Origin of the sequence: Pectobacterium sp. CHL-2024, from assembly GCF_044751765.1 — a bacterium.
Classification (GTDB): domain Bacteria; phylum Pseudomonadota; class Gammaproteobacteria; order Enterobacterales; family Enterobacteriaceae; genus Pectobacterium; species Pectobacterium brasiliense.
This window is the reverse complement of record NZ_JBIXKO010000003.1, coordinates 241,140-266,080: the sequence shown is the minus strand read 5'-3', so window position 1 is coordinate 266,080 and position 24,941 is coordinate 241,140. Positions and strand designations below refer to the sequence as shown.

Genomic DNA, 24,941 nt, shown 5'->3' with positions numbered 1-24,941 from the left:
CCATGACGACAATCCAGCAGAATCTACAGGACATCCGGCAGCAAATCGCCACCGCCGCAGCGCATTGCGCACGGGCGCCAGAAGAAATTACGCTACTTGCAGTCAGTAAAACCAAACCTGTGAGCGCGATCGAAGAAGCTATTGCGGCAGGGCAACGGGCGTTTGGCGAGAACTATGTCCAGGAAGGCGTGGAGAAGATCCATTATTTCCAGAAAAACCACCCAGACACGCCGTTGGAGTGGCACTTTATCGGCCCGCTACAGTCAAATAAAAGTCGACTGGTGGCCGAGAATTTTGACTGGTTTCACACCGTGGATCGCCTGCGCATCGCGCAGCGTCTGAGCGAACAGCGCCCGACCACCTTGCCGCCGTTAAACGTTCTGTTGCAGATTAATATCAGCAGCGAGCAGAGCAAATCAGGCATTATGGTGGATGAATTAGCAGAGCTTGCCGCCAGCGTCGCCGCACTGCCCAACCTGCGTCTGCGTGGCCTGATGGCGATTCCGGCACCGGAAACCGATTACGAAAAGCAGTTGGCTGTTTTCAAACAAATGGCCGCGCTGTTGCAAACGTTGTCCGCAAATTATCCGCATATTGATACACTTTCTATGGGGATGACGGACGACATGCGCGCGGCGATTACCGCCGGCAGCACGATGGTGCGTATTGGTACGGCAATCTTTGGCGCGCGCGACTATTCAGCCAAAAGCGCCTAACTGTCAGTAAAAGGTCCATAAACAGGAGTACGCGCTAAACGGCACGTCATCTTTGACAGAATACAAACGGAACAGGTGATTAGCGATAATGCAGATGCAACAACGTAAAATAGCGTTTATTGGTGCCGGAAACATGGCGCAGGCCATTATCGCCGGATTGGTCAACGGCGGTTATCCCGCTCAACACATCAGCGTCTGCGCGCCTTCGGGTAAGAATCGCGATGCGCTGGCTGCACAGTATGGCGTGATCAGCAGCGCGGACAATGTACGCTGCGCTCAGGAAGCGGACGTTATTGTGCTGGCCGTCAAACCGCAGATGATGGCAACGGTTTGCGAACCGCTGCGTGAACAAGTCAACTTCAGCGGTAAGCTGGTGCTGTCGATTGCCGCAGGCATCAACGTCGCGCGTTTTCAGGCGCTGCTGGGCGAACCACTGAATATCGTGCGGATTATGCCAAACACGCCATCTCTGGTCGGCAAAGGCATGAGCGGAATGTATGCCCCCGCCTCCGTCAGTCAGGCTGATAAAGATTTCACGGCACAACTGATGCAGAGCGTCGGTAAAATTTGCTGGGTGGATAGCGAGCCAGGTATCAACAGCGTGATCGCCGCGGCGGGCAGCGCACCGGCCTATTTCTTCCTATTTATGGAAGCGATGCAGCAGGAAGCCATCCGTCAGGGGTTCAGCCAGGAAACAGCTCGCCTGTTGGTGCAGCAGGCCGCTTCCGGTGCTGCCGCGCTGGTTGAAGCCAATCCGGATACGCCACTGTCGACCCTGCGGGAGAATGTCACCTCTAAGGGCGGCACCACGGCAGAAGCTCTGCGAGTATTTAACGAACAGCAGTTGACGCAAACCGTGGCTGAGGCCATGCAAGCGGCAATTGCTCGCGCACAGGAAATGGAAACGCTTTTTTAACCACAGCGGGTTCCCCGATTCTTTATCTTATAAGGAAAAGACGTACTTATGCTCACCCTGACTTTTCTGGTCAAAACGCTAGTCGACCTCTATGTAATGGTCCTGCTGCTGCGCATCTGGATGCAGTGGTCACGCAGCGATTTCTATAACCCGCTGTCACAGTTTGTCGTCAAAATCACCCAGCCGATTGTCGGACCGCTGCGCCGCATTCTGCCGTCGTTAGGGCCAATTGACAGCGCCTCGCTGCTGCTGGCCTTTATTCTCACGACGATCAAATACCCGTTACTGCTGTTGATTCAGGTTGGCGCGATTTCCCTTAGCCCAATGAACCTGCTGGTCGGGCTGATTTCGCTGATTAAATCCGCGGGCTATCTGGTTTTCTGGGTCATCATCATCCGTTCCATCATGAGCTGGGTCAGTCAGGGCCGTAGCCCTATTGAATACCTGCTGCATCAGTTGACCGAACCGCTAATGGCACCGCTCCGCCGCATTATTCCGGTTATGGGTGGCATTGATTTCTCTGCGATGGCCGTCATTCTGATTCTGTATATGCTCAATTATCTGGGCATGGATCTGTTCCCGGGGCTGTGGTTCCTGCTGTGAGTGCGATTACCCGCCACGGCGATGCGCTGGTGATTCGGCTGTATATTCAGCCGAAAGCCAGCCGGGATCAGATCGTGGGTTTGCATGGCGACGAGCTAAAAGTCGCCATCACCGCACCACCGGTTGATGGGCAGGCCAATGCCCATCTGACCAAATTTCTCGCCAAACAGTTTCGGGTCGCCAAGAGTCTGGTCGTGATTGAAAAAGGCGAACTCGGGCGGCATAAACAGATTAGAATTACCCATCCGCAACACATCCCGGCTGACGTCGCGGACTTCATTGAATAAATACGCAGGACAAGACGATGCAAAAAGTGGTTTTGGCTACCGGAAACCCCGGTAAAGTGCGCGAGCTCGCCAGCTTGCTGGCCGATTTCGGTCTGGATATTGTGGCGCAGACCGAACTGGGCGTGGATTCCGCCGAAGAAACCGGCCTGACCTTTATCGAAAACGCCATCCTGAAAGCACGTCATGCGGCGCACATCACGGGACTGCCAGCCATTGCCGATGATTCCGGGCTGGCTGTCGATGCACTGGGCGGCGCACCGGGCATTTACTCGGCACGCTACGCGGGCGTGGATGCCAGCGACCAGCAAAATCTGGATAAGCTACTGCTAACACTAAAAGACGTACCAGACGAACAGCGCCGCGCCAGCTTCCACTGCGTGCTGGTGTATCTGCGCCACGCGGAAGACCCGACGCCGATTGTCTGCCACGGTAGCTGGCAGGGTGTGCTGACGCATGAAGCGGCGGGCAGCGGCGGCTTCGGCTATGATCCGATCTTCTTCGTGCCGGAGCTGGGTAAAACAGCGGCGGAACTGACGCGTGAAGAGAAGAACGCGCAGTCTCATCGCGGCCAGGCGCTGCGCCTGCTGCTGGATGCGCTACGCAATGCTTAAGCTTCCCCCGCTCAGCCTGTACATCCATATTCCGTGGTGCGTACAGAAATGTCCGTATTGCGACTTCAACTCTCACGCGCTGAAAGGCGACGTGCCGCATCAGGAATATGTCAATCACCTGCTGGCGGATCTGGATGCCGATTTGCCGCTGGCGAGCGGTCGTGAGCTGCACTCGATCTTTATCGGCGGCGGCACGCCTAGCCTGCTGAGCGCAGAGGCAATGCAGGCGCTGCTCGACGGTGTGCGGGCAAGAATTCCGTTAACGCCGGATGCCGAAATTACGATGGAAGCCAACCCCGGTACGGTTGAAGCCGACCGTTTCAGCGGCTATCAGCGCGCGGGGATTAACCGTATCTCCATCGGCGTGCAGAGTTTCGATCCACAAAAGCTGACGCGCCTCGGGCGTATTCACGGCCCGGACGAGGCCAAACGTGCCGCGCACCTGGCGGCCGGTCTGGGGTTGCGCAGCTTTAATCTGGACCTGATGCACGGCTTGCCGGATCAATCGCTGGACGAAGCGCTGGACGACCTGCGTCAGGCCATTGCGCTCAATCCACCGCATTTATCGTGGTATCAGTTGACGATTGAACCCAATACGCTGTTTAGCTCGCGCCCGCCGACGCTGCCGGACGACGACGCGCTGTGGGACATCTACGAGCAGGGCCATGCGCTACTGAGCGCCGCGGGTTACCAGCAATATGAAACCTCTGCCTATGCCAAACCGGACTATCAGTGCCAGCACAACCTGAACTACTGGCGCTTCGGTGACTATTTGGGGATTGGCTGCGGGGCACACGGTAAGCTGACCTTCAGCGACGGCCGCATTCTGCGCACGGTCAAAGTCCGTCATCCGCGTGGCTATATGCAGGGCACGTATCTGGATAAACAGCACGACGTTGCTAACGACGATCGGCCTTTTGAGTTTTTCATGAACCGCTTTCGCCTGCTGGAAGCCGCTCCGCGCGCGGATTTCACGGCGTACACCGGTCTGGAAGAGCACATCATCCGTCCGCAATTAGATCAGGCATTGGCACAAGGCTACCTCACGGAAACCGACACGCACTGGCAAATCACCGAGCACGGTAAACTGTTTCTGAACTCCCTGCTGGAGCTGTTTCTGGCGGAAGAAGAATAATCATCCAGTGGGCAGGTTTATCACAGAAAACCTGCCCACCGCTTCCCACCCTATATCTCCTTTTGCAACGCTTACAGCGCTTATGTCGAGCCTCCTCCCTTTTCCATCACGCGCCATTTGCACGCAGCATGAAAATCCTTTTTCCTTGTGCTGGACGATGATGCCATCGTTAAGTACGCTACAGGCTTCTGATAAGAATAAATCTTACATTTGAAAACCGGAGGCATGATGGCCAGAACCATGACAATTGACCTTGGAGATGAACTTCGTCATTACGTGGAATCGCTGGTGGAATCCGGTGATTACCGCACGCAAAGTGAAGTCATTCGGGAAGCGCTGAGAATGCTACGGGAAAAACAGGCAGAGTCAGATCTGCAAACGCTGCGTCAGTTAATCGCTGAAGGGATAAACAGCGGAGAGCCACAGGAGTGGAATAAAGATGAGTTCTTGCAAAAAATCAGAAACAGGACGCGAACGACCACCCGATAAAATCAAGCTAACACCGCTGGCACAACGCGACCTAGAGGCTATTTACCTCTACGGCCTTCAGCATTTTAATGAAGAAAAAGCTGAGGCCTATCTGGAAACCATCGAACACGCGTTTACCGCTATCAGGCACAACAAGATAGGCATCGAACGTAAGGAGCTTGGGCCAGGTTTGTACTCATTTCCCGTCGCCAGACATACGCTATTTTTTCTATACGAAACAGACAGCGTCATTGTTGTTCGAATACTTCATCAGTCGCAGGACATTGTGCGGCATCTTAAGTGGCTATGAGCCATTTTCTGCGACCATAAGCTGCATTCGCTCAGACTTGAACTGACCGTTTTCACGGACAGGACGCAATCATATCTGGCGCGAGAAGCAGACATTGTTGTAGTCAATGGCTATTCCAACATAAATAAGTACAAAACGGGTTCATTTAATGTTTCAGGACGGAAATTCGTTGAATTTACGCATTATTTTGTCAAACATCTTAGTGGGCAGAAAACGACGTAATACGCTTACCTGAGTGGATTGTCTGCCCGCTGGATAACGTAAATGTGGCCTAGAAGCTGTCGCGGCCCTGACCACAGTATCAGCGACAACTTGCGGCTCATCCCCGGCTTCAACCCATTTGCGCATGAGTCCCTCGCTGCGTGCACGGTCTTCTGCATAGACAGATAAAGTCTGGTCCGCACGTGTCAGGTTCTCTTCGAAGGCGGTACGTGTCACGCCAGGCTGCACCAATACGGCCCGTACGCCGAATCTACGTACTTCATGGTCCAAAGATTCCGTATAACCTTCAATTGCATGTTTAGTGGAGGCATAATAGGCATTGAAAGGTGAAGGAATCAGGCCAAGAATAGAACTCATGTTGATAATCCTCCCGCTTTTCTGAGCACGCATGATCGGTAGCACCGCATTTACAATGCGTGTAACACCCATAACATTCACGTCAAAAAGTCGCTCCACCTGTGCAATTGAAGATTCTTCAGCCCCGCCAAGCAGCCCCACGCCTGCATTGTTGACAACAAGGTCAATACGGCCCGTCTGCCTGATTATCTCATCAATCACATTTTTCACCGACTCATCGTCTGTCACGTCGCACACCAACATCGTGATGCCTGGAGTGCTGGCAGTCAGTTTACGACTTGTACCAAAAACGCGATAGCCATTTTGGGCCAATGACTTTGCAGTCACTAACCCAATGCCTGATGACGCCCCCGTAACAAGAGCAATGACTTCATTATTTTTATTCATTTTTTCCCCTAGCAGAAAACTGGATTGCTGATGAAAGAGATGTTACTATCAAAATGATACTAACTCACTACTAAAAAGATAGTCAAGGTGAAAAATTGAGTGAACATAAAAATATGATGCCTAAGTGCCCTCTTGCACATGGACTTGAATCCGTAGGTGATGCCTGGAGTTTTCTGATATTACGGGATGCACATACCGGGCTGTCGCGATTTGATCAATTCCGCAAAAATCTGGGGATAGCACCAACGATGCTCACTAAACGGCTTAGCGCGTTAACAGAAGCAGGCTTACTGGATAAACGCATTTATTCAGAGCGCCCACTCCGTGAGGAGTATGTTCTGACGCCGTCGGGTCTTGATTTTTTGCCCGTACTGATGATGTTTGGAGCGTGGGCGAAACGAAACTGTGATCACAACCTTGCCAGTTATATTGATGAGGAAACAGGCAGGGAAATTGATCCAGTCTGCATTGATGCCGTAACAGGAGCCAAATTAGGTAGTCGCGCCATACGGATGGATATCCCGTTGAAGTAAAATTAGGTTTTGTTGAACTCCTTAAAATTTGCCCCATAGTCAGACACAGCTCACCAAGTAAAAAACATTAGCAATAATGTTGAACGAGTAACGTCAGCCTCTAGCTCTGGGAAAATACCCATAGGTAGCAACACAATCTCAAACAATATCAGCCGGTTCAGCGCTCTCGAGGATTGAATTTTTACCTGCGGTTATGACACAGTAGAAATCTATCACGCACGACTTATCACGCTCTATTTATCAACCACCTGCGGGTAACGATGATGAAACGTATAACAACAATCGTAGTAGCGCTGCTGGTCACGGCAGCATTGAGCGGCTGTAATACCACGCGCGGCTTTGGCCAGGATGTGCAGAAACTGGGTAGCAAAATTTCTCACGCCGCTAGCTAAACCACCGTCAAATAACAAAAAACCGGCCATACATTAGCCGGTTTTTTCGTTTACGCCGCGATCCCAATAACTTCCGCTACATGCCCCCCTCTAAAACGAATGAATTTCCAGAACAAACGACAACATTCTGGATTTAATCTTTTCATTTTTATGATGTTACGCGCGTAAAGAATCACGCAGAGACGAACATGACCGCCGGATGAACGGCATGGATGCCGTGAAAACCAGCGCCGCGTCGGGAGCGCGTCGCTGGTGGTCCGGGCAGCGGGCATGAACGTCGAAGGCACCGCGAAGCGGCGTGATTCCCCGCAAGAAGCCTGGGGTCACGGGGCAGCGGCGATTGAGCTGCACCGTGTCGGGCGCATACGGCAACGGTTGCAAAGATAGCCTTAATCAACGCGCACGAAACATTTATGGTACTGACAGAATGCTAAATCTAGGTTTTTAGGAATCCCTAATTTTCAGAACGCCGACAGCATATCAATATGCGGAATGCCGTCTTCGTCATATTCCTCACCGGTCGCCACAAAGCCAAACGCGCCGTAGAACGTTTGCAAATGAGCCTGCGCAGACAGGAAAAGATGCTTTTGCGGCCAGTGGCGTGCGCAGGCAATCAGCGTGTGTTCCATCAACTGGTGCCCCAGATGTTGCCCGCGGGCATGCGGCGCGACAATCACGCGCCCAATCGTCACCACATCGTTGTTCGGATGGGGCGCGAGCAGGCGGGCGCACGCCGCCAGCTTGCCGTCACGGTACGCCGTAATATGGCGATTGCCGTCCACCAGATCGCGACCATCAATATCCAAATAGGGACAGGTTTGCTCGACCACGAATACCTGATTGCGCAGCGCCAATATGTCATGCAGTGAATACACGTTAAGGTCTGCCACATCCCAGTCATGCCATATCAGACTCATTGCTACCCTTCCTATTTCGTTTATTCCGCACCAGTGGAACGATCGCGGCGCTTAGCCAGAATCAGCCATGCCCACAGCAGCGCAATAGCCAGCGCAAACAAGACGCCAAAGCCAATCCCGATGGTGATAACCGACACGCCGAGTTTCACCACCAGAGAATAAAGCCCAAGCATTAACAGCATAGCGCCGTTCTCACCCAAATTCTGTACGGCGATCGCATTCCCCGCACCGACGCTAGCCTTCCCACGTTCCTGCAACAACGCATTCAGAGGAACGATGAAGAACCCACCGAGCGCCCCCAGCAGAATCAGTAAGGAATAGGCGCTCATGAGGTTGTGCTGAAGTGTAAAAATCACCACCACTACGCCGATCAGGAACCCCGCAGGCAGGCAGCGCCGCACGCTATCGAGCGTTACCAGCTTCGCAGCCGCACCGGCTCCCACCACGATGCCCACAGCGACCATCGCGTTAAGCAACGTCGGTGTGGCATTGTCGGTAATCCCAAGCGCATGCGGCACCCACAGCACCAGCAGAAAGCGCAGCGTCACGCCTGCGCCCCAAAACATACTGGTGCCGATCAGCGAGAGTCGGGCATCGCCATCGCGCCACAGTACCCGACAGGCGGAAAAGAAGCTGCTCGCCATCTGCACCGGATGCCACGGCTGCCCCGGTCGCGCCGCGTTGAGACGAGGAATCAGCATGTTCGCACCCAGCGCTATGCCGTAAGCCACCGCACACACCGACAGCGCCCCGTAAATGTTCCAGTCCGCCAGCACGCCGCCTGCGACTGAACCGGTCAGGATCGCCGCAATCGTCGAGGCTTCCATCAGACCATTCGCTTTGACCAACTGATCGCCGCGCGTGATCTCCCCCAGAATGCCGTATTTCGCCGGGGAATAAGCCGCCGCGCCAATGCCCACCAGCGTGTATCCCAGAAACGGATTACCGCCCACGCAAATCAGCAGCGCACCTGCCAGCTTCAGGGTATTGGCGAACATCATCACCTGCCCTTTGGAGAAGCTGTCCGCAATTTGCCCGACAAACGGTGCCAGAATGATGTATGCAGCGACAAATCCCATCTGCAAAAATGGCTGGCTCCAGTCGGGATACACCAGCTGTTTGATCAGCGCTAACGTGGCAAACAGCAGCGCGTTATCGCCAAACGCGGAGAAGAACTGCGCGATAATCACCGCGCTCATACTGCGCGACAGCAAAGGCGTCGCGGGTTCAGTCTGTTGACTCATGCATTCGGCTCCGACGCGTTAGTTGCTGGTTCTTCGGCCATCTGGCGCAGCGTGACAAAGTCAGGCTTGCCGCTGCCGAGTAGCGGTAAGGCTTTCACATAGCGAATATCACGCGGCACCGCCAGTTCCGGTACGCCGCTGCTGCGTGCCTGTGCGAGCAATGCGTCACGGGTTATCTGGTTGTCCGTCGTAAACAGCACCAGCGCCTCGCCTTTGCTGCTGTCACTTTTCGCACTGGCGGCATGCTGCGCTTCCGGCGATATCTTCACCGCCAGCTGTTCTACGCTTTCCAGCGACACCATCTCCCCTGCCAGCTTGGCAAAGCGCTTCACGCGGCCGATGATGGTGCAGAAGCCTCTTTCATCCAGCTCGACAATATCGCCCGTGTCATACCAGCCCTGCTGCAACTCGCCCTGCGCGTTTTCTGCCGCAGGCGCTTCAAGCACTCCGGGGTTTTCCACCCGCAGATAGCCTTTCATGATATTCGGCCCGCGCAGCTGTAGACGACCACCGCGCGTGATGCCCGGCACAGTAATCAAACGCGATTCGATTTCCGGCAACAGCTTGCCGACGGAATGGATTTTTGTCGCCATCGGCACGTTGATCGCCACGACCGGCGCGCACTCGGTCACGCCGTAGCCTTCCAGAATGCGGATACCAAATTTATCCTGCCAAACCTGACGCGTGGTTTCAGACAGCTTTTCTGCCCCGGCAACCACATAACGCAGACGAGCGAAATCATACGGATGAGCAAAGCGTGCGTAGTTGCCTAAGAACGTTGATGTCCCAAACAGCACGGTACAGTTCTGGTCATACACCAGCTCCGGCACGATGCGATAATGCAGCGGGCTGGGATAGAGGAACACGCGAGCGCCCGTCATCAGCGGCGTTAGCAGCCCCACCGTCAAGCCAAACGCATGGAACAGCGGCAACGCAGACATAAAACGGTCGCGCGGCGTGAAATCCGCCACCGTACGAATCTGCTCAACGTTCGCCAGCAGGCTGTCATGGGAATGCACGACACCTTTCGGATTCCCCTCGGAACCAGAGGTAAACAGCACGATAGCCGCATCGTCAGGCTTCTGCGGCAGCATCGCGCGGGCAGGAAACAGCAGATGAAACAGGATCCACAGCTTATCGGTCAGCGTCACGGTGTCTTTCAAATCTTCCAGATAAACCCAGTTGGCCTCGCTGACCTGCTTCGGTAGATCCGTTAGCTTGCCCTTTTCAAGAAACTGGCGAGACGTGACGATGGTTTTAATCCCCGCCGCTTTCATCGCACTTTGTAGCCCTTTCGCGCCAGCGGTGTAGTTCAGCATGGCAGGAACGCGGTTACGCAGCGATGCGCCCAGGATGGATGCCGCGGTAATGGTCGCGTTGGGCAACAGCATGCCGACATGTTCATCGACGCGGGTGAAGCGCTGCAAAATGCGCGACACGCCCAGCGATTTTTTCAATAAGCCCTGATAGCTGTCTTCATTGAATGAGATGTCCGCAATGCTGGGGGAGGAGCGCCCATAACGGGTTCTCGCGGCCAGAAAAGCCTGATACAGCGTGTGCTGCGGGCGCGTATCCATCCGCGCTTTCATCATAATCTGGTGTAAATGCTCGCCGGCCAGCGCGCGGCGTTCTCTGGCACTGCTGGCTTCCGGCATCGGCAACGTGGTCGGCGGCAAATAGGTGATCGTAATCTGCGGGAGGCAGCGGCGTTTAAAGACGCCCGCCAGCCGACCAAACGGCGTGAACTCTGCGCCATCAATGCGCACGGGGATAATCGTTGCCCCCGATTTCGCCGCAACAAACGCCGCGCCGCTGTAAATCTTCATCAGCGATCCGGTTACGCTGATGCGCCCTTCTGGGAAAACCACAACGGGCTGGCCGCGTTCGATCACCTTGATCAGCCCTTTAATCGCCAGAGGCTTCGTGGGATCTAACGGCACGAAATCGATATACGGCTTTAGCCAGCGCATAAACCAGCGGTCGGAAATGGAGGAGTACACGGCAAAGACGGGTTTTATCGGTAAGAATAACGCCAGCAGGACGCCATCAAGGAACGAGACGTGATTGGGGGTAATGAGCAATTTGGATTGCTGAAACTGGCTGCTGTCGCCCTCGATCCGGATGCGGTACAGACGCTGGAACACCCAACGTAACAGGGTATGAATCATGCCTTCTCCCAATAGACAGATAAACGGGCAGCTTGCTGAAACGCAAAAACCACCAAGCGATACGTCAAAATACTACATATGCACCATACTTCAAGCGACGGGCACGCGGCTTAACGTGAAGATTGCCAACGGCACAGCATTCACATCGCATAAAAATGGCTGGAAATAACGAAAGCGGGAAATTCAGGCAAAAAAAAACCTACGCATCCGCGTAGGTTGGTGTAATCAAATGGTTTCAATGTACAGAGCACATCGATATATCACCAATCAATACCTCTGGGACTTGTAACTCTAAAGATCGCCGCATCGCTTCACCAGCGATGAATCGAAAGAGTTATTCTATAAGTGCAACCAACTGTAAGATTCTGGTGAATCATGTAAGGCCGCCGCCTTTTAGCGCGTTTTTCTAGCGTGATAGCGACTGGTGATACAGGCGCACGGACTTATCCGGGTAGTCCAGCCCGTCGCCAATGTAACGCCAGCCGTGTTTTTCGTAATAGCCGCTAAACGTGGCGAACAAATAGAGATCGTCAAAGCCTCGACGACGACAGAAATCCAGCACGTGCTGTTGCAGCGCGATACCCAGCCCTTTGTCACGCTGGCTTTCTTCGACGTATAGCGATGCCAGCCAGGGTGTCAGATCCTGTCGGCTGATTAAATCACAGCGCCATAATCCCACCGTCCCGACTAAGCGCTCGCCTTCCAGCGCGATAAACGTCAGCGGCAGCGCCGCCGGGTTCAGGCTATTGCGCACTACGCTGGCAAAGAATTCACGGCTGTTCTGGCTGCCGAACGCCTGCCAAATCCAGTCAATCACCTGCTCTTGATGCTGAGGGTGCTCCGCCAGATAAACAATTTTCACGCTAGAAATGTCCGTCATGATTACACCAGTTTCCCCTGGAAGATCGGCACAGAATCAAACAAATAGCCGTCAAACTCCGGTGCATCGGCGTCAGAGATTTCCATCAGCGTATTTTTGACGTTTTCGAGGTGCTGCCACATCGCCTGATAAGACCCAGACACATCGCGACGCCGCAGCGCCGCCAGAATGGCCTGATGATCCGCCAGCCATTTCAGGCGATAGCCCTGCGTCCCAACGTGCGTATAAAGCTGCTGCCAAAGCGCGTTATCGTCACGGCATGCCCAGATATTGCTGACCGTTTCCAGCAGCATTTGGTTTTGCGTCGCACCGGCAATTTGTAGATGGAACAGGCGATCGAAATCGCCACGGTAATCTTTTCCAGCAATCGCGGCCTGCTCTTGTTCCAGCGTCTTACGCAGATTTTCGATATCCGCCCGCGTTGCCATGCGCGCCGCAAACGCCGCGATGTTGCTTTCCAGCAGTTGACGAGCCTGTAGCATTTCAAAGGCGCCAATATGGTTTTTGCCACCGTCTGTCGTGTCGTCTTCATCGGGAATACGCAAGACATAAACCCCAGAGCCCTGACGAATATCGACCGTGCCTTCCAGTTCAAGCATCAGTAGCGCTTCGCGCACTATCGTCCGGCTAACGCCATAGGTTTCCGCAATATTTCGTTCAGGAGGAAGGCGCGATCCGACGGGGTAATCCCCTGACTGAATCTTCTGACGCAAATCACAGCCGATTTCCTGATATTGCTTCTTCTCTTGCAGAACCACATCCTTCGCCACGCTTTCACCCTACATGCACTGTCGCCCTAGGTGCGGACGTCAGGCCCGCACCGAATATACCCAGCCACGTACTGACGTCGCAGCGGGGCATTAGTCTACCAAACTCAGCGCCTGATCCAGTACTTTTGCGCCATTTAATGTGCCGTAGGCGACGGGGTCGATCACCGCGATAGGAATCTGGTAGCTGTCCGTCAGCTTTTTATTCTCGTTAAGCTTGAAGCGCACCTGCGGCCCCAGCAGAACCGCAATAATGTCGCCGCCAAACTCCTGCAACTCATCCCGCAAGTTTTGCTCTGGAATCGCGTAGATTTTCAGTTCCATTCCCCGCGTTTCCGCTTCTTTCTCCATCTTGGTGACCACCAGTGAGGTCGACATTCCTGCCGAGCAAGCCAGTACGATTCTTTTCATATTCCGTTCCTCATTTTGGTTATCTGCACCTATTTCTCTTCATCATCCAGCGTCAATTCAAGTCGACGCGTGTCGCGTAGCTGACGAAACCAGGCGGCGGATTTTTTCGGCCGCCGTTGCCGATCTTGCTCCAGATCGATTTCGATCAATCCGTAGCGATTTTTAAACGCATTCATCGGCGAGACGTTGTCGGTAAAGGCCCACAGCATGTAGCCGCGGCAGTTTGCGCCCTCTTCCTTCGCCTTCAGCGTCCAGTACAGGTGTTCGGCAATAAATGCGATACGGTAATCGTCCTGAATCACGCCCGCGTCGTCTTTAAAGCGCGCTTCGTTCTCGATACCGATGCCGTTTTCCGCCACAAACCACGGCGCATTGCCGTAGTCACGCTCTATGCGTTTCGCCATGTCGTAAATGATTTTGGGATTGATCTCCCAGCCGCGCGAGGTGTTCATGCGACGCCCCGGCAGCTCAAAATGCTCGTAATAATAGGCCGGATGGAACGGTGTCTCTTTGTTCCACTCGCGGCTGGGCGCTTTGACCCGATGCGGGTAATACAGGTTGATCCCCACCTCATCGACCGTATTGTCCCGAATGATCGCCAACTCTTCTTCCGTGTAATTCCACTTCACCTGATGCTGCGCCAGCAGCGCCACCAGCTCCGCCGGATATTCCCCTTTTAACGCCGGATCGAGAAAAACCCGGTTATAGAACAGATCGTAAAGGTGCGCCGCTTTCACATCGTGCGCCGCACGGGATCGCGGATACGTGACTTCGGGATTGAGGATCACACCGATCGAGCCGCCATCTCGGTGATAGCCCTGCTGCCGAAACCGCTGCACCACTTTTGCCGTCGCCAGATTCTTATGGTGATTCCACTGCATCCACGTGTGCGTGTTCTGCTCATAAGGGTAGCGTAGCGCGTCCAGATAAACGCGCGTCTGCACCACAATTGGCTCATTGAAGGTAAACCAGCGCTTCACTTTCCCGGCATAGCGGGCGAAAACCGCGTCGGCGTACAGCACAAACCACTCCACCACCTGCTTTGATGACCAACCCTGATATTTCTCCAGCAAGCAGGCGGGCAGCTCATAATGTTCAAGGCAGATCATCGGCTCGATCCCCTGCCGATGCATTTCATCCAGCAGGTTATCGATATAGGCCGCGTACTCTTCATCGACGATGCCTTTCTCATAGTCCAGCATAAAGCGTGACCAGTTGATCGACGTACGATAGTGCGTCAGCCCCGCCAGCTTCATCAGCGCCACGTCTTCCCGATAGCGATTAAAGAAGTCCGTCGCTTTCGCCGGGCCGTAGCCGTTGTGCCAAACCTGACGATCCTGCTTGTACCAGAGATCCAGATAGGAATCCTGTCCGGCTTTCTTGCCGCTCCATCCTTCCGTTTGCCATGCTGATGCCGCCGCGCCCAGAATAAAATCCGGTGGAATAGTCAGTGCAACCTTACTCATGCGTTACCTCTCTTCTCGTCCGTTTCAGGCTTTTTCCGCTGCAGCCTGCTTTTCTGCTTCCAACTGCGCCAGTTCGGCACGACGGGATGCCACTTTGACAAACGGCAGATAGATCAGCATCGCAACGATGATGCATACGATCTGTGTCGCGACGGCCCCCATCGATCCCGCTGTCGACAGCCAGGCGTTAATGATCGGTGGCGTTGTCCACGGCACCATCACCACGGCTTTGCCCGCAAATCCCATGCTGGTGGCGAAATAACCAATCGTGCCCGTCACTAACGGTGTGATAATGAAGGGAATAGCCAGAATCGGGTTAAGCATAATCGGCATACCAAAAATCACCGGCTCATTAATATTGAACACGCTGGGGCCGAAAGAGATTTTGGCGATCTCTTTCATCTCTTTGCGCTTGGAAGCAATCATTACCGCCAATAGCAGGCCAATCGTTAGGCCTGAACCGCCGATGCTCATGTACACATCCCAGAACGGCATGGTGATAATGTTCGGTATCTCATGCCCCTGCTCAAACGCGGTCATGTTGACGGCAATCGCCCCCAGCAATAGCGGTTCACGAATCGGCTTAATCATCTGGTTGCCGTGAATCCCGATCACCCAGAACAGCTGAGCGACAAACATCAGCACCAGTAAACCAGGCAGGCTTTGCACCACGGATTCCAGCGGCTGCTGTACGACTTTATAAACGGCGTCATACAGATACATGCCCGTCACGCGGTGAAACACAAACCCAAAGGTGGCGATAGCAACCACCGTGATAATGGAAGGAAACAGCGCAGAAAAAGAGGCCGCGACGTTAGGCGGCACGCTGTCTGGCATTTTAATCTGCAGCCGATCGACATTTTGCAGCTTGGTATACATCTCGACAGACAGGATGGCGATGAACATCCCCAGAAACAGGCTTTTGGTATCGGAGAACTGTTTCGCCAGCACGTCTTTCACCACCATCATCTGCCCGTTAACGGCCATTTCGATCGTGGTTGGCGTGACGGCAATAAAGCAGATCACCGCCAGCAGGCCGGGAAACAGCCCGCGTGAACCGTTAATCTTCCCAAGCTCGATCCCAATCAGGAAGACGGCACCGATAGTCAGAAAACTGAGCGTGGCGTAGTTAATGCCGCTCATAATCGGTTTAAGTTCAGCCAGAAACGAGAACATGGAAAAACTGGCCAGACCATTTTTCGGATCCATCACCATGTTGGAAATCAGAACGGAAAACGCCCCGACGATAATGACGGGCATCAGCGTAATAAAGGATGCCTTAATCGCCATAATGTAACGCAGACTGTTAAATTTATTGGCAAAGGAGCCCAATGAATCAATCAGTTGGTCCTTAAATGACATAACACCACCTCTTTCATCATCATATTGTTATATCGCGTGTGACACGCGGGATGGCCGTTACGCGCAGGGTAAATGCAGGTACCGCGCTTTCGCGTTTGGCATACCAAAAATCAACCATAATGAATTATTTTTCTGTGACATGACTCTCACAAGGCAATATTGGAATTCCAATATGATGAAAATGTGATTTTTGGCATACCATAAATTCTTGGCTACATAACTTCTCAGCCACATAAATTCTCAACCAATATGGGCTGCTTTCCTGACCACAAGAAGGAGACCGACGATGAAAGACACAGAAAACGTTCCTGCATTCGATATGGAACAAACCGTGATGGAACTGCTGATTAATGCGGGTGAAGCGCGCTCGAACGCCATGATGGCTATTCAGGCCGCGCGCCAACGGGAGTGGCAACAGGCTGACGACCTGCTCGCGGCGTCACAAGAAGCGGCGCGTGCGGCTCACCGCGTTCAAACACGACTGATCGGCTTGGACGAAGGGGAAGGCAAGGTGCCCGTCAACCTGATCATGGTACATGCACAGGATCATTTGATGACCGCCATGCTATGTCGGGACTTAGCGGAAGAGATTGTCTTGTTACGCCGTGAAATGGCCGCGTCACAAAATTAAAAAAAATCTGGTTGAGAAACGAACATCAGGCGTTAAATCCAACAATATGCCTGTGGTAACATGTCGCATGATGTTCGTAACAGGGATGAATCGGCGTTTTTAGCCCGTCATCATACTCAATTAAGGTGCAGCGATGAAAACCATGCTTGAGGTGGCAAGACGTGCAGGAGTGTCTAAAGCGACCGTCTCCAGAGTGCTAAACGGCACGGGTCAGGTCAAACAGGCAACACGCGATGCCGTATTTCAGGCAATGGAGGAGCTAGGCTACCGTCCTAATTTTTTGGCACGTTCGCTGGCTCGCCGTACCTCAAACAGCATTGGTCTTGTTATCTCCAATTTTAACGGCCCCTATTTTGGTCGCCTGCTGCGCCGTGCTACGGATATCGCAGAAAGCAACGGTAAACACCTGATCGTCACCGACGGACACGATACGCCAGAAGATGAGCAGCGCGCGGTGCAGCTTCTGTCAGACAGGCAGTGTGACGCCATTATTCTCTATACCCGTTATATGTCCGAATCGGACCTCATGACGCTGCTCGACACGCTAACCATTCCGATGATCGTGATGAATCGCGATCTGCCGCAGGCGCGAGAACGCTGCATTTTCTTCCGCCAGCAGCAGGCCGCGTTTGACGTAGTGAATTACCTGATCGAACAAGGCCACCGTGAGATCGCCTTTATCACCGCCCCCATGCAAACACCGACGGCGCAGGCGCGGCTCGCGGGCTATCAGCAGGCATTAACCGCTCACCAGATCGCGCTTGAACCGCGCCGGGTGGCATATGGTACCAGTATGGTCGCCAGCGGCTATCAGGCTGCACGCCAGTTGCTGAAGAGCGGCATCAGTTTTAGCGCGCTGTTTGTCAGCAACGATCACATGGCGATTGGCGCGATGAAAGCGCTGTACGAGGCAGGGAAAAAATTACCGCAGGATGTCTCCGTCTTCGGCTTTGACGATGAACCCTGCGCCACTTACTTGCACCCTTCACTTTCCACCGTCTACATGCCGATTGAAGAGATGGCCGCTACCGCGATTACGCAAGTGCTGGATCTGATCGCGGGTAAGGACGTCAACCCGCTACAGCCCTTCACCGGCGAACTAAAAATCCGCGAGTCGGTACAGAAAGGGCCGTATTACACAGCGTAAAAATCACAGTAAAACCGCTCCCCGGGCAAGCGGCCTGCACGGGGTTCCCCCTATTTAGCCATGCTCAATCAACATCACCGCACTCGTATTCGCTTCCAGCGCATCAAACAGATGCGGGACATCAGCGGAGTAGCTAATGTAATCCCCCGCGTTCAGTTCAACGGGCTGTGTGACAGGCCCAATTCTGGCGCGACCGCTGCTCAGGATCACGTGTTCAACCGTCCCCGGCCTATGCGGTTGAGAGACTCTGGCTTCCCCCGGCTGCACTTTCAGCCGATAAATATCACGCTGCGCGCCTGCCGGGCACGCGGCCAGCAGCGTCGCAGCATAGTTCGCCTGCTCGGAGTAGGTTGCTGCGCCTTCGTTAGCCCGAATCACCTGCACATGCTGGCGAGGCTGTCCAATCAGTTGGCTAACCTGTACATCAAGCGCCATCGCCAGTGCCCAGAGCGTTTCCAGACTCGGGTTGCCGATCCCGGTTTCCAGCTGTGAAAGCGTTGATTTTGCCAACCCTGCGCGCTTTGCCAGTTCGGTCACTGACAGATTTAGCCGCTCTCGTTCACGCCGAATAGAAACGGCAAGTCGTGCGATGGGCGTAATCTCCTGCGCCCCCTTTTCCTGATTATCGATCGTCATACCGTTCACCATAACGTCCATTTGTTCGACTTGACGAACAAATAGTTTGTGTTCATTATTTTGTCCTGTTGTTCATTATAAAAAATTTTGTTCGCTATAGCAGCAATCTCGACGCATTAACAGGCAGGAAAAAAGATGGCACCTCAGACTCGCGGCACGATAGAAATGGCTATCGCAATGATCATTTCCGGCACCGTCGGCTGGTTCGTTTTGACAGCAGGACAGCCAGCCATGACGGTGGTCTTCTGGCGCTGCGCGTTCGGCGCATTGACGATGCTCATCGTCTGCGGATTATTGGGTTTGTTACGACAGGGCATCATTAGCAGGAAGCAGGCTGGCATTGCCGTACTCGGCGGTCTGGCACTGGTATTCAACTGGACGCTGCTATTTGGCGCTTATGCACACGCATCTATCGCCGTCGCCACCGTGGTTTACCACACGCAGCCCTTTATGCTGCTGGGGCTAGGCGCGATCTTTTTCAGGGAAACGCTCACCCTCAACAAAATCGGCTGGCTGCTGTGCGCCTTTAGCGGCATCGTCCTGATCGTCAGCGCCCAAGCGGGGGGCGACAGCAACGACAAAAGCTATCTGTCAGGCGTGCTGATGGCATTGGGTGCGGCATTCTTCTACGCCGTGGCGGCTGCGATAACGAAAAAACTGTCGGGGATCCCACCGCACGTGCTGGTGTTGATACAGCTGCTCGTTGGTGTCGTCATCCTTGCGCCCTTCGCGACAATGCCAGTTTCCCCTACGGCTTCACAGTGGGGAATGCTTGTGACTATCGGCGTGATCCATACCGGGCTGATGTCGACGCTGTTATACAGCGCGATTCAGAAGATCCCGACCGCGCTGGTTGGCGCGTTATCGTTTATCTATCCCGTTATCGCCGCGCTGGTAGACTGGGCGGCTTTTGGGCATCGGCTGGATGCGATGCAGCTTGCCGGGGCTATCGCGATTTTGCTATCCGCCGCTGGAATGACGTTTGGCTGGCGTATCACATTCAGCAGGCAAGGGGCTCGCCTGCGTCATGTGCAACGTTCAGGGGAAAAGCAGGCCGCCCCGCCTCAGACACGGCCAAATCATGGTGATTAAAGTGCTTCCAGCGCCAGCAGTTCGTCCAGCGTCTGGCGACGGCGAATCAGGCGCGGTTCACCGTTTTCGAACAGCACTTCCGGCAGCAGCGGACGGCTGTTGTAGTTCGAGGACATCGATGCGCCGTACGCGCCGGTGTCGTGGAAGACCAGATAGTCGCCAACCTGTGCATCCGGCAGCGCGAACGTTTCTACGCCGCCGCCGGCCTGCTGGGTAAACACATCGCCGGATTCACACAGCGGCCCGGCAATCACGCTGTCGCGCAACGTGGACTGGCTGATATCGCGGCCATCGCCCGGCAGCAAAGAAACGTGGTGATAGCTACCGTACATTGCCGGACGCATCAGATCGTTAAACCCGGCATCGACCAGCACAAAGTGGCGACTCCCCATGGATTTGACGGCCCGAACTTCCGCCACCAGCACGCCAGACTCCGCGACCAGAAAACGTCCTGGCTCGATTTCCAACGTCACTGGGTGACCGAGATGCGCGGCAATTTTCTCACGCGCCGCGTTCCACAGCCCGTAATAGTGTTCGGTATCAATCGCTTCTTCACCGTGGCGATAGGGAATCGACAGCCCGCCGCCCGCTGAAATCGCCTCGATATCCTGACCCAGTTCAACGACCTGCTGCACCATCGCCTCGCACACCTGTTCCAGATGGCCGTAATCGACGCCAGAACCAATGTGCATGTGGATTCCCACCAGCTTCAGCTGATAGCGCTGAATGTGCGCCAGCGCCAGCGGCAAGTCGCCGTACCAGATCCCGTGCTTGCTGTTCTCGCCGCCAGTGTTGGTTTTCTGGCTGTGACCATGACCAAAGCCCGGATTCACACGCAGCCATACCGGATGCCCCGGCGATTGCTGCCCAAGCTGTTCCAGCATATCGACCGAACCGGCGTTCACCGGAATGTTCAGTTCGGAAACGCGTTGCAGCGTCGGACGATCCAGCAGATCGGCAGTAAACACGATCTCATGCGCATCGGTGCCCGGCACAAACCCTGCAATCAGCGCACGCTCGATCTCACCCAGCGATACCGAATCCACTTTCACACCCTGCTCACGCATCAGGCGCAAAATGTGCGTGTTGGAACACGCCTTCTGCGCGAAGCGAATTGTGTCGAACTGGCGCAGTTGGGCGATACGGTTAACGATGGTCTGCGCGTCATAGGCCCAAACCGGGCAACCAAAGCGGGCAGGCAGTTCACGCAGACTTTGCGCGTTCAGGGCGTGTGTTACGTCATTCAGATCGTGTGGCATAAGCGTTACCGATTTACAGGGTTAAACGTGGTTGATAAACACTATAAAAATACCCCAATAGGTAAACAAATATCGTTTTAAGCAGACTCTATTCATTTCTGATATGGTTTATCAAAATGATGGTTTATAAAAGTAAAGGAAGGAGGCGACATGGCAGCAGTATCCTTACGGCACATCGAGATTTTCCACGCAGTCATGACCACCGGAAATCTGACGGAAGCGGCGGACCTGCTGAGCACGTCGCAGCCGACCGTCAGCCGCGAGCTGGCACGCTTTGAGAAACTAATTCAGATGACGCTGTTCGAGCGACTGCGCGGTCGGCTTTACCCCACCGCGCAGGGGCTACAGCTGTTTGAAGAAGTGCAGCGCTCGTATTATGGGTTGGATCGGATCATCAACGCCGCCAGCGATATTCGCCGTTTTCAGCAGGCGCAGCTTTCCATTGCCTGTCTGCCCGTGTTCTCACAGTCGCTGCTGCCCGATGCCTGCAAGCCGCTGCTGGCGCGCTATCCGCTGCTTAATCTGCACATCATTCCGCAAGAGTCGCCGCTGCTGGAAGAGTGGCTGTCTGCCCAGCGCCACGATTTGGGCTTAACGGAAAACAGCCTCACGCCAGCGGGTACAGAACGGCAAACGCTGATGTTACTCAACGAAGTGTGCGTGCTGCCTGCGGGGCATCCGCTGGCGCAAAAAGCGGTACTCACGCCGCAGGATTTTGCCGATGAGCCCTTTATCAGCCTGTCGAGCGCCGACAGCTATCGCCAGTTGCTGGATAAGCTGTTTCAGGAACAGGGCGTGTCGCGCCGGATGGTGCTGGAAACACACAGCGCGGCATCGGTGTGTGCGATGGTGCGGGCAGGCATCGGGCTGTCGATCGTTAACCCGCTCACCGCGTTGGATTATGCCGCTTCCGGCGTCGTCGTGCGGCCTTTCAGCATCGACGTGCCCTTTACGGTCAGCCTGATTCGTCCGCTGCACCGCCCTGCTTCGGCGCTGGTCGATACCGTGATTGATCAACTCAAACAGTATGCCGCCAATGTGCCTTCACGTCTGGAGCAGGTCTTGCAGCGCTAATAACCTGATTCGCTTGTGATTAGTACCGTCACATCGCCGATGGCTGTGCCAGCGCCCGCCAGCGAGGATCGTGAGCAAACCATTCCACCAGAAAATCCAACAGGGTACGCAGCGCAGCGGGCATCTGGCGGCGCGAGGTGTAAATACCGTAAATCCCCATCGCCTGCGGGCGGTATTCCGGCAACAGCGCCACTAATTGTCCACTAGCGAGATAAGGAGCCACAGAATAGCGCGGTTGCAGCGCGATCCCCGCCCCTTCCAGCGCCCCCGCCAGCAGCACCAGCGACTCGTTGCCGCTCAGGTTACCGCTAACGGGAATCGTAAACTTTTCATCACCGCGGGAAAAATGCCACAGACTTTTACCGAAATAGGTATAGGTCAGGCAGTTATGAATCGAGAGATCGGTCAGCTGTCGCGGAATACCATGCTCATTCAGATAAGAAGGCGATGCACACAGCACCGACTCACAGCGTGAAAGCGGTCGTGCAATCAGATTGGGATCCAGCTCGTTGGTGATGCGTAACGCCAGATCGATACGCTCCTCGACCAGATTCACCGTTCGGTTATTCATTTGCAGATCGATAGCGACGCGAGGATGTCGCCGCAGGAAAGCCGTTATCGCCATACCAAGCGCCCCCTGCGCCAGCGACTGCGAACAACTGACGCGCAGCAAACCGCTTAACGTGGCATCGTCGGTATCGGCTTCGACGCGCATATCCGCCGTCAGCGCCAGCATCTCCCGGCAGCGTACCAGCGTTTTTTCACCGGCATCCGTCAGGCTCAGCTTGCGCGTGGTACGGTGCAATAGCCGCGCCCCTGCCCACGTTTCCATCTCCGCCAGATAGCGCGTCACCATCGCCCGGGACATGTCCAGCATCTCTGCCGCCGCGATCATGCTACCGCGGTCTATAATCGTTACAAACACTTCAGCAGCTGTAATACGATCCATAAATTAGTCCGTTTTATGCAACAAACAATTGCCCGTTTTGCGGTTTTTCGTACGATTAATGCAACATAACATGAACCCACTTTCTGTCATACCTGTGGAGTATCACCATGTCTAAATCTATCGCTTTTACCGTGTCTTTACTCGCTGCATCGCTGGGTCTGGCTTCTGCGGCTAACGCCGCCGAGTTAAAAATCGACGTGTTTAATCCGGGCGAAGTCAGCATATTCCCGGTTTCTTCTGAAATTATCAGCGGCGATAAAGAAGTCGCGCTGATCGATGCGCAGTTCCAGCGTAACGATGCCCAAACGCTGGTTGATCGCATCAAAGCCACCGGAAAAAAACTGACCACCGTCTATATCAGCCATTCTGACCCTGACTACTATTTCGGTCTGGACGTAATTAAAGCCGCCTTCCCGGACGCTAAAATTATTGCGACTCAGGCGACCATCGATGCGATCAACGCCAGCAAAGACGGCAAAGTGGCGCATTGGGGCCCGGTTCTGAAAGAAAATGCGCCGAAGGAGATCGTGGTTCCTCAGGCACTGGAAGGCGATAGCTTTACCGTTGATGGCAAAAAACTGGAAGTGAAAGGACTGAAAGGACCAACGCCGGATCGCACTTACGTCTGGATCCCTTCGCTGAAAGCCGTGGTCGGCGGTATTCCGGTGTCTGCCAACATCCACGTCTGGCTTGCCGATACCCAAACGCCAGAATCTCGCGTTCACTGGCGTGACACGCTGAAATCCATTGAAGCGCTGAAGCCAACCACCGTCGTACCGGGTCACTTTATCGCGCCAACCGATTACACCTTGAAAAACGTGACGTTTACGCTGCAATATCTGGATACGGTGGAAAAAGAGCTGGCAAAAAGCAAAGATTCTGCCGAACTGATCGCTGCAATGAAAAAACACTACCCGACGCTGAAAGAAGAATCGGGTCTTGAACTGAGCGCCAAAGTCCTGAAAGGTGAAATGAAGTGGCCACAGTAAGACTGCATTATATTTACGATCCATTGTGCGGCTGGTGCTATGGCGCCGCCCCACTCGCGCTGGCAGCGCAGGAGATTGACGGGCTGGATCTGATCCTCCACGGCGGCGGTATGATGACGGGCAGCAATAGCCGTACCATCACCCCGGAGTGGCACGATTACGTGATCCCCCACGATCGCCGCATTGCACAAATGACCGGGCAAACCTTCGGGGAAGCGTATTACGAAGGGCTGCTGCGCGACACCAGCGTCGTGCTGGATTCTGCGCCGCCGACGGCTGCCGTACTCGCTGCGGAAGCGATGGATGATAAAGGCATGGTGATGCTGCACGAGATCGAGCGTGCGCACTATGTTTTCGGGCTAAAAATCGCCGACGCCGCCGTGCTACGTCAGTGCGCGGAAGCAATCGGTCTGGATGGCGAGGCTTTCAGCACCGAGTTCGCCTTTATCCAGGCAGAAACGCTGTCAAAACACATCAGCGCTAGCCGGGAATTATTGGCGAAAGTACGTGGACAAGGCTTCCCCACTTTTGCGCTGGAAGACGCTAACGGGAATTTCCAGCAAATCCCAGCGGCAAACTACCTCGGTCAGGTAGACGCATGGCGCAAGGTGCTGACACAGATGGTCAACCACGCTACGGCATAAGCATCCTCATCAACCTTCATTAAGGGAGCACGCCAACGGCCTGCTCCCTTTTCTTTTAATAACCGCCAAGACGTGAATCTGCAGCTCTCAAACCACACCTGGAACCATCAGCTGCAATATCGTACTCATGGCGACACCTTCCTGGGTAGTCATTCTTTGAATCCTCATCATCGGATTCAGCAGCGACGAATGCGCTCAAAATGAGTAGCGGTACACCAACAATGAGTCCTGTTGTTCTCCAAAAACTAATTTTTTCACTTCCATCGGCATTATGGATAATCTGCCCTTGATCGTCACGCGCAGCACAACCTGTCATTAATAGGCATAAAGCTATTATCAGTATTTTTTTCATAATTTTTAATTAGAGA

Annotated in this window: 29 protein-coding genes; 16 read left to right on the top strand and 13 right to left on the bottom strand. The window is 54.3% G+C overall.

What is annotated here, in order from left to right:
- The first annotated feature begins 2 nt into the window (after positions 1 to 2).
- From ACIPUG_RS07940 to ACIPUG_RS07905, 8 genes are all read left to right on the top strand, one after another.
- The gene (locus tag ACIPUG_RS07940; RefSeq protein WP_180788544.1) at positions 3 to 716 is read left to right on the top strand and encodes a YggS family pyridoxal phosphate-dependent enzyme; all 714 of its coding nucleotides are present in this window, start codon (positions 3 to 5) and stop codon (positions 714 to 716) included.
- Between the two features lie 94 nt (positions 717 to 810).
- Positions 811 to 1,632 carry a pyrroline-5-carboxylate reductase gene (gene proC, locus ACIPUG_RS07935; RefSeq protein ID WP_400338130.1) on the top strand — a complete coding sequence of 274 codons (822 nt, stop codon included), beginning with the start codon at positions 811 to 813 and terminating at the stop codon, positions 1,630 to 1,632.
- A 48-nt stretch (positions 1,633 to 1,680) separates the two neighbouring features.
- Positions 1,681 to 2,235 carry a YggT family protein gene (locus tag ACIPUG_RS07930; RefSeq protein WP_010295003.1) on the top strand — a complete coding sequence of 185 codons (555 nt, stop codon included), beginning with the start codon at positions 1,681 to 1,683 and terminating at the stop codon, positions 2,233 to 2,235.
- Positions 2,232 to 2,522: a DUF167 family protein YggU gene (gene yggU / locus ACIPUG_RS07925; protein ID WP_010279110.1), complete on the top strand. Its 291-nt coding sequence runs from the start codon at positions 2,232 to 2,234 to the stop codon at positions 2,520 to 2,522. Before ACIPUG_RS07930 ends, yggU begins: the two co-directional genes overlap by 4 nt.
- 17 nt (positions 2,523 to 2,539) lie before the next feature.
- The gene (locus tag ACIPUG_RS07920) at positions 2,540 to 3,133 is read left to right on the top strand and encodes an XTP/dITP diphosphatase (protein WP_014916538.1); all 594 of its coding nucleotides are present in this window, start codon (positions 2,540 to 2,542) and stop codon (positions 3,131 to 3,133) included.
- The gene (gene hemW, locus ACIPUG_RS07915; RefSeq protein ID WP_320696489.1) at positions 3,126 to 4,268 is read left to right on the top strand and encodes a radical SAM family heme chaperone HemW; all 1,143 of its coding nucleotides are present in this window, start codon (positions 3,126 to 3,128) and stop codon (positions 4,266 to 4,268) included. The genes ACIPUG_RS07920 and hemW overlap by 8 nt, the downstream gene beginning before the upstream one ends.
- 228 nt (positions 4,269 to 4,496) lie before the next feature.
- Positions 4,497 to 4,757, top strand: coding sequence for a type II toxin-antitoxin system ParD family antitoxin (locus tag ACIPUG_RS07910; RefSeq protein WP_039558289.1), 261 nt, complete (start codon positions 4,497 to 4,499; stop codon positions 4,755 to 4,757).
- On the top strand, positions 4,708 to 5,046 hold the full coding sequence (locus ACIPUG_RS07905; RefSeq protein WP_400338081.1) for a type II toxin-antitoxin system RelE/ParE family toxin: 339 nt from the start codon (positions 4,708 to 4,710) through the stop codon (positions 5,044 to 5,046). Before ACIPUG_RS07910 ends, ACIPUG_RS07905 begins: the two co-directional genes overlap by 50 nt.
- 153 nt (positions 5,047 to 5,199) lie before the next feature.
- On the opposite strand, the gene ACIPUG_RS07900 is transcribed toward ACIPUG_RS07905, so the two are convergent.
- Entirely contained in the window at positions 5,200 to 6,012 is an 813-nt protein-coding gene (locus ACIPUG_RS07900; protein ID WP_039502044.1) for an oxidoreductase, read from the bottom strand.
- Positions 6,013 to 6,107: 95 nt separating this feature from the next.
- On the opposite strand from ACIPUG_RS07900, the gene ACIPUG_RS07895 reads away from it, so the two are divergent.
- On the top strand, positions 6,108 to 6,545 hold the full coding sequence (locus ACIPUG_RS07895; RefSeq protein ID WP_400338079.1) for a winged helix-turn-helix transcriptional regulator: 438 nt from the start codon (positions 6,108 to 6,110) through the stop codon (positions 6,543 to 6,545).
- Between the two features lie 263 nt (positions 6,546 to 6,808).
- Entirely contained in the window at positions 6,809 to 6,937 is a 129-nt protein-coding gene (locus tag ACIPUG_RS07890; RefSeq protein WP_010279129.1) for an entericidin A/B family lipoprotein, read from the top strand.
- 461 nt (positions 6,938 to 7,398) lie between these two features.
- Here ACIPUG_RS07890 and ACIPUG_RS07885 read toward each other — a convergent pair whose 3' ends face one another.
- From ACIPUG_RS07885 to ACIPUG_RS07850, 8 genes are all read right to left on the bottom strand, one after another.
- Positions 7,399 to 7,854 (bottom strand): GNAT family N-acetyltransferase, encoded by a 456-nt coding sequence (locus ACIPUG_RS07885; protein WP_014916544.1) that lies wholly within the window; start codon positions 7,852 to 7,854, stop codon positions 7,399 to 7,401.
- Positions 7,855 to 7,874: 20 nt separating this feature from the next.
- Positions 7,875 to 9,098: a lysophospholipid transporter LplT gene (gene lplT / locus ACIPUG_RS07880; RefSeq protein WP_014916545.1), complete on the bottom strand. Its 1,224-nt coding sequence runs from the start codon at positions 9,096 to 9,098 to the stop codon at positions 7,875 to 7,877.
- Entirely contained in the window at positions 9,095 to 11,266 is a 2,172-nt protein-coding gene (gene aas, locus ACIPUG_RS07875; RefSeq protein ID WP_039509836.1) for a bifunctional acyl-ACP--phospholipid O-acyltransferase/long-chain-fatty-acid--ACP ligase, read from the bottom strand. Before aas ends, lplT begins: the two co-directional genes overlap by 4 nt.
- 406 nt (positions 11,267 to 11,672) lie before the next feature.
- A complete protein-coding gene (locus tag ACIPUG_RS07870; protein ID WP_039497801.1) occupies positions 11,673 to 12,146 on the bottom strand; it encodes a GNAT family N-acetyltransferase in 474 nt (157 codons plus the stop codon).
- 2 nt (positions 12,147 to 12,148) lie between these two features.
- Positions 12,149 to 12,916 (bottom strand): FCD domain-containing protein, encoded by a 768-nt coding sequence (locus tag ACIPUG_RS07865; RefSeq protein WP_203449509.1) that lies wholly within the window; start codon positions 12,914 to 12,916, stop codon positions 12,149 to 12,151.
- A 90-nt stretch (positions 12,917 to 13,006) separates the two neighbouring features.
- Complete coding sequence (locus ACIPUG_RS07860) at positions 13,007 to 13,324, bottom strand: PTS sugar transporter subunit IIB (RefSeq protein WP_014916549.1); 318 nt, start codon at positions 13,322 to 13,324, stop codon at positions 13,007 to 13,009.
- Between the two features lie 29 nt (positions 13,325 to 13,353).
- Positions 13,354 to 14,790 (bottom strand): glycoside hydrolase family 1 protein, encoded by a 1,437-nt coding sequence (locus ACIPUG_RS07855; RefSeq protein ID WP_400338077.1) that lies wholly within the window; start codon positions 14,788 to 14,790, stop codon positions 13,354 to 13,356.
- A 24-nt stretch (positions 14,791 to 14,814) separates the two neighbouring features.
- The gene (locus tag ACIPUG_RS07850) at positions 14,815 to 16,152 is read right to left on the bottom strand and encodes a PTS sugar transporter subunit IIC (RefSeq protein ID WP_010279159.1); all 1,338 of its coding nucleotides are present in this window, start codon (positions 16,150 to 16,152) and stop codon (positions 14,815 to 14,817) included.
- A gap of 286 nt (positions 16,153 to 16,438) precedes the next feature.
- On the opposite strand from ACIPUG_RS07850, the gene ACIPUG_RS07845 reads away from it, so the two are divergent.
- Entirely contained in the window at positions 16,439 to 16,783 is a 345-nt protein-coding gene (locus ACIPUG_RS07845) for a PTS lactose/cellobiose transporter subunit IIA (protein WP_010279161.1), read from the top strand.
- A gap of 133 nt (positions 16,784 to 16,916) precedes the next feature.
- On the top strand, positions 16,917 to 17,930 hold the full coding sequence (locus ACIPUG_RS07840; RefSeq protein ID WP_203449512.1) for a LacI family DNA-binding transcriptional regulator: 1,014 nt from the start codon (positions 16,917 to 16,919) through the stop codon (positions 17,928 to 17,930).
- 54 nt (positions 17,931 to 17,984) lie between these two features.
- On the opposite strand, the gene ACIPUG_RS07835 is transcribed toward ACIPUG_RS07840, so the two are convergent.
- A complete protein-coding gene (locus ACIPUG_RS07835) occupies positions 17,985 to 18,578 on the bottom strand; it encodes a helix-turn-helix domain-containing protein (protein ID WP_052326045.1) in 594 nt (197 codons plus the stop codon).
- Positions 18,579 to 18,701: 123 nt separating this feature from the next.
- On the opposite strand from ACIPUG_RS07835, the gene ACIPUG_RS07830 reads away from it, so the two are divergent.
- Positions 18,702 to 19,658 carry a DMT family transporter gene (locus ACIPUG_RS07830; RefSeq protein ID WP_400338075.1) on the top strand — a complete coding sequence of 319 codons (957 nt, stop codon included), beginning with the start codon at positions 18,702 to 18,704 and terminating at the stop codon, positions 19,656 to 19,658.
- On the opposite strand, the gene lysA is transcribed toward ACIPUG_RS07830, so the two are convergent.
- Positions 19,655 to 20,917 (bottom strand): diaminopimelate decarboxylase, encoded by a 1,263-nt coding sequence (gene lysA / locus ACIPUG_RS07825; RefSeq protein ID WP_040038290.1) that lies wholly within the window; start codon positions 20,915 to 20,917, stop codon positions 19,655 to 19,657. The genes ACIPUG_RS07830 and lysA overlap by 4 nt on opposite strands.
- A gap of 150 nt (positions 20,918 to 21,067) precedes the next feature.
- On the opposite strand from lysA, the gene ACIPUG_RS07820 reads away from it, so the two are divergent.
- On the top strand, positions 21,068 to 21,991 hold the full coding sequence (locus ACIPUG_RS07820; protein WP_119872017.1) for a LysR family transcriptional regulator: 924 nt from the start codon (positions 21,068 to 21,070) through the stop codon (positions 21,989 to 21,991).
- A 28-nt stretch (positions 21,992 to 22,019) separates the two neighbouring features.
- On the opposite strand, the gene ACIPUG_RS07815 is transcribed toward ACIPUG_RS07820, so the two are convergent.
- Positions 22,020 to 22,940 carry a LysR family transcriptional regulator gene (locus tag ACIPUG_RS07815; protein WP_400338074.1) on the bottom strand — a complete coding sequence of 307 codons (921 nt, stop codon included), beginning with the start codon at positions 22,938 to 22,940 and terminating at the stop codon, positions 22,020 to 22,022.
- A gap of 107 nt (positions 22,941 to 23,047) precedes the next feature.
- Between ACIPUG_RS07815 and ACIPUG_RS07810 the strand changes: the two genes are divergently transcribed.
- Both ACIPUG_RS07810 and ACIPUG_RS07805 read left to right on the top strand, forming a co-directional pair.
- The gene (locus ACIPUG_RS07810) at positions 23,048 to 23,929 is read left to right on the top strand and encodes an MBL fold metallo-hydrolase (RefSeq protein ID WP_400338072.1); all 882 of its coding nucleotides are present in this window, start codon (positions 23,048 to 23,050) and stop codon (positions 23,927 to 23,929) included.
- Positions 23,917 to 24,573, top strand: a complete 657-nt coding sequence (locus tag ACIPUG_RS07805; protein ID WP_400338071.1) for a DsbA family protein — start codon at positions 23,917 to 23,919, stop codon at positions 24,571 to 24,573. The genes ACIPUG_RS07810 and ACIPUG_RS07805 overlap by 13 nt, the downstream gene beginning before the upstream one ends.
- 55 nt (positions 24,574 to 24,628) lie before the next feature.
- Here ACIPUG_RS07805 and ACIPUG_RS07800 read toward each other — a convergent pair whose 3' ends face one another.
- On the bottom strand, positions 24,629 to 24,925 hold the full coding sequence (locus ACIPUG_RS07800) for a hypothetical protein (RefSeq protein ID WP_117588417.1): 297 nt from the start codon (positions 24,923 to 24,925) through the stop codon (positions 24,629 to 24,631).
- Between the last annotated feature and the right edge of the window lie 16 nt (positions 24,926 to 24,941).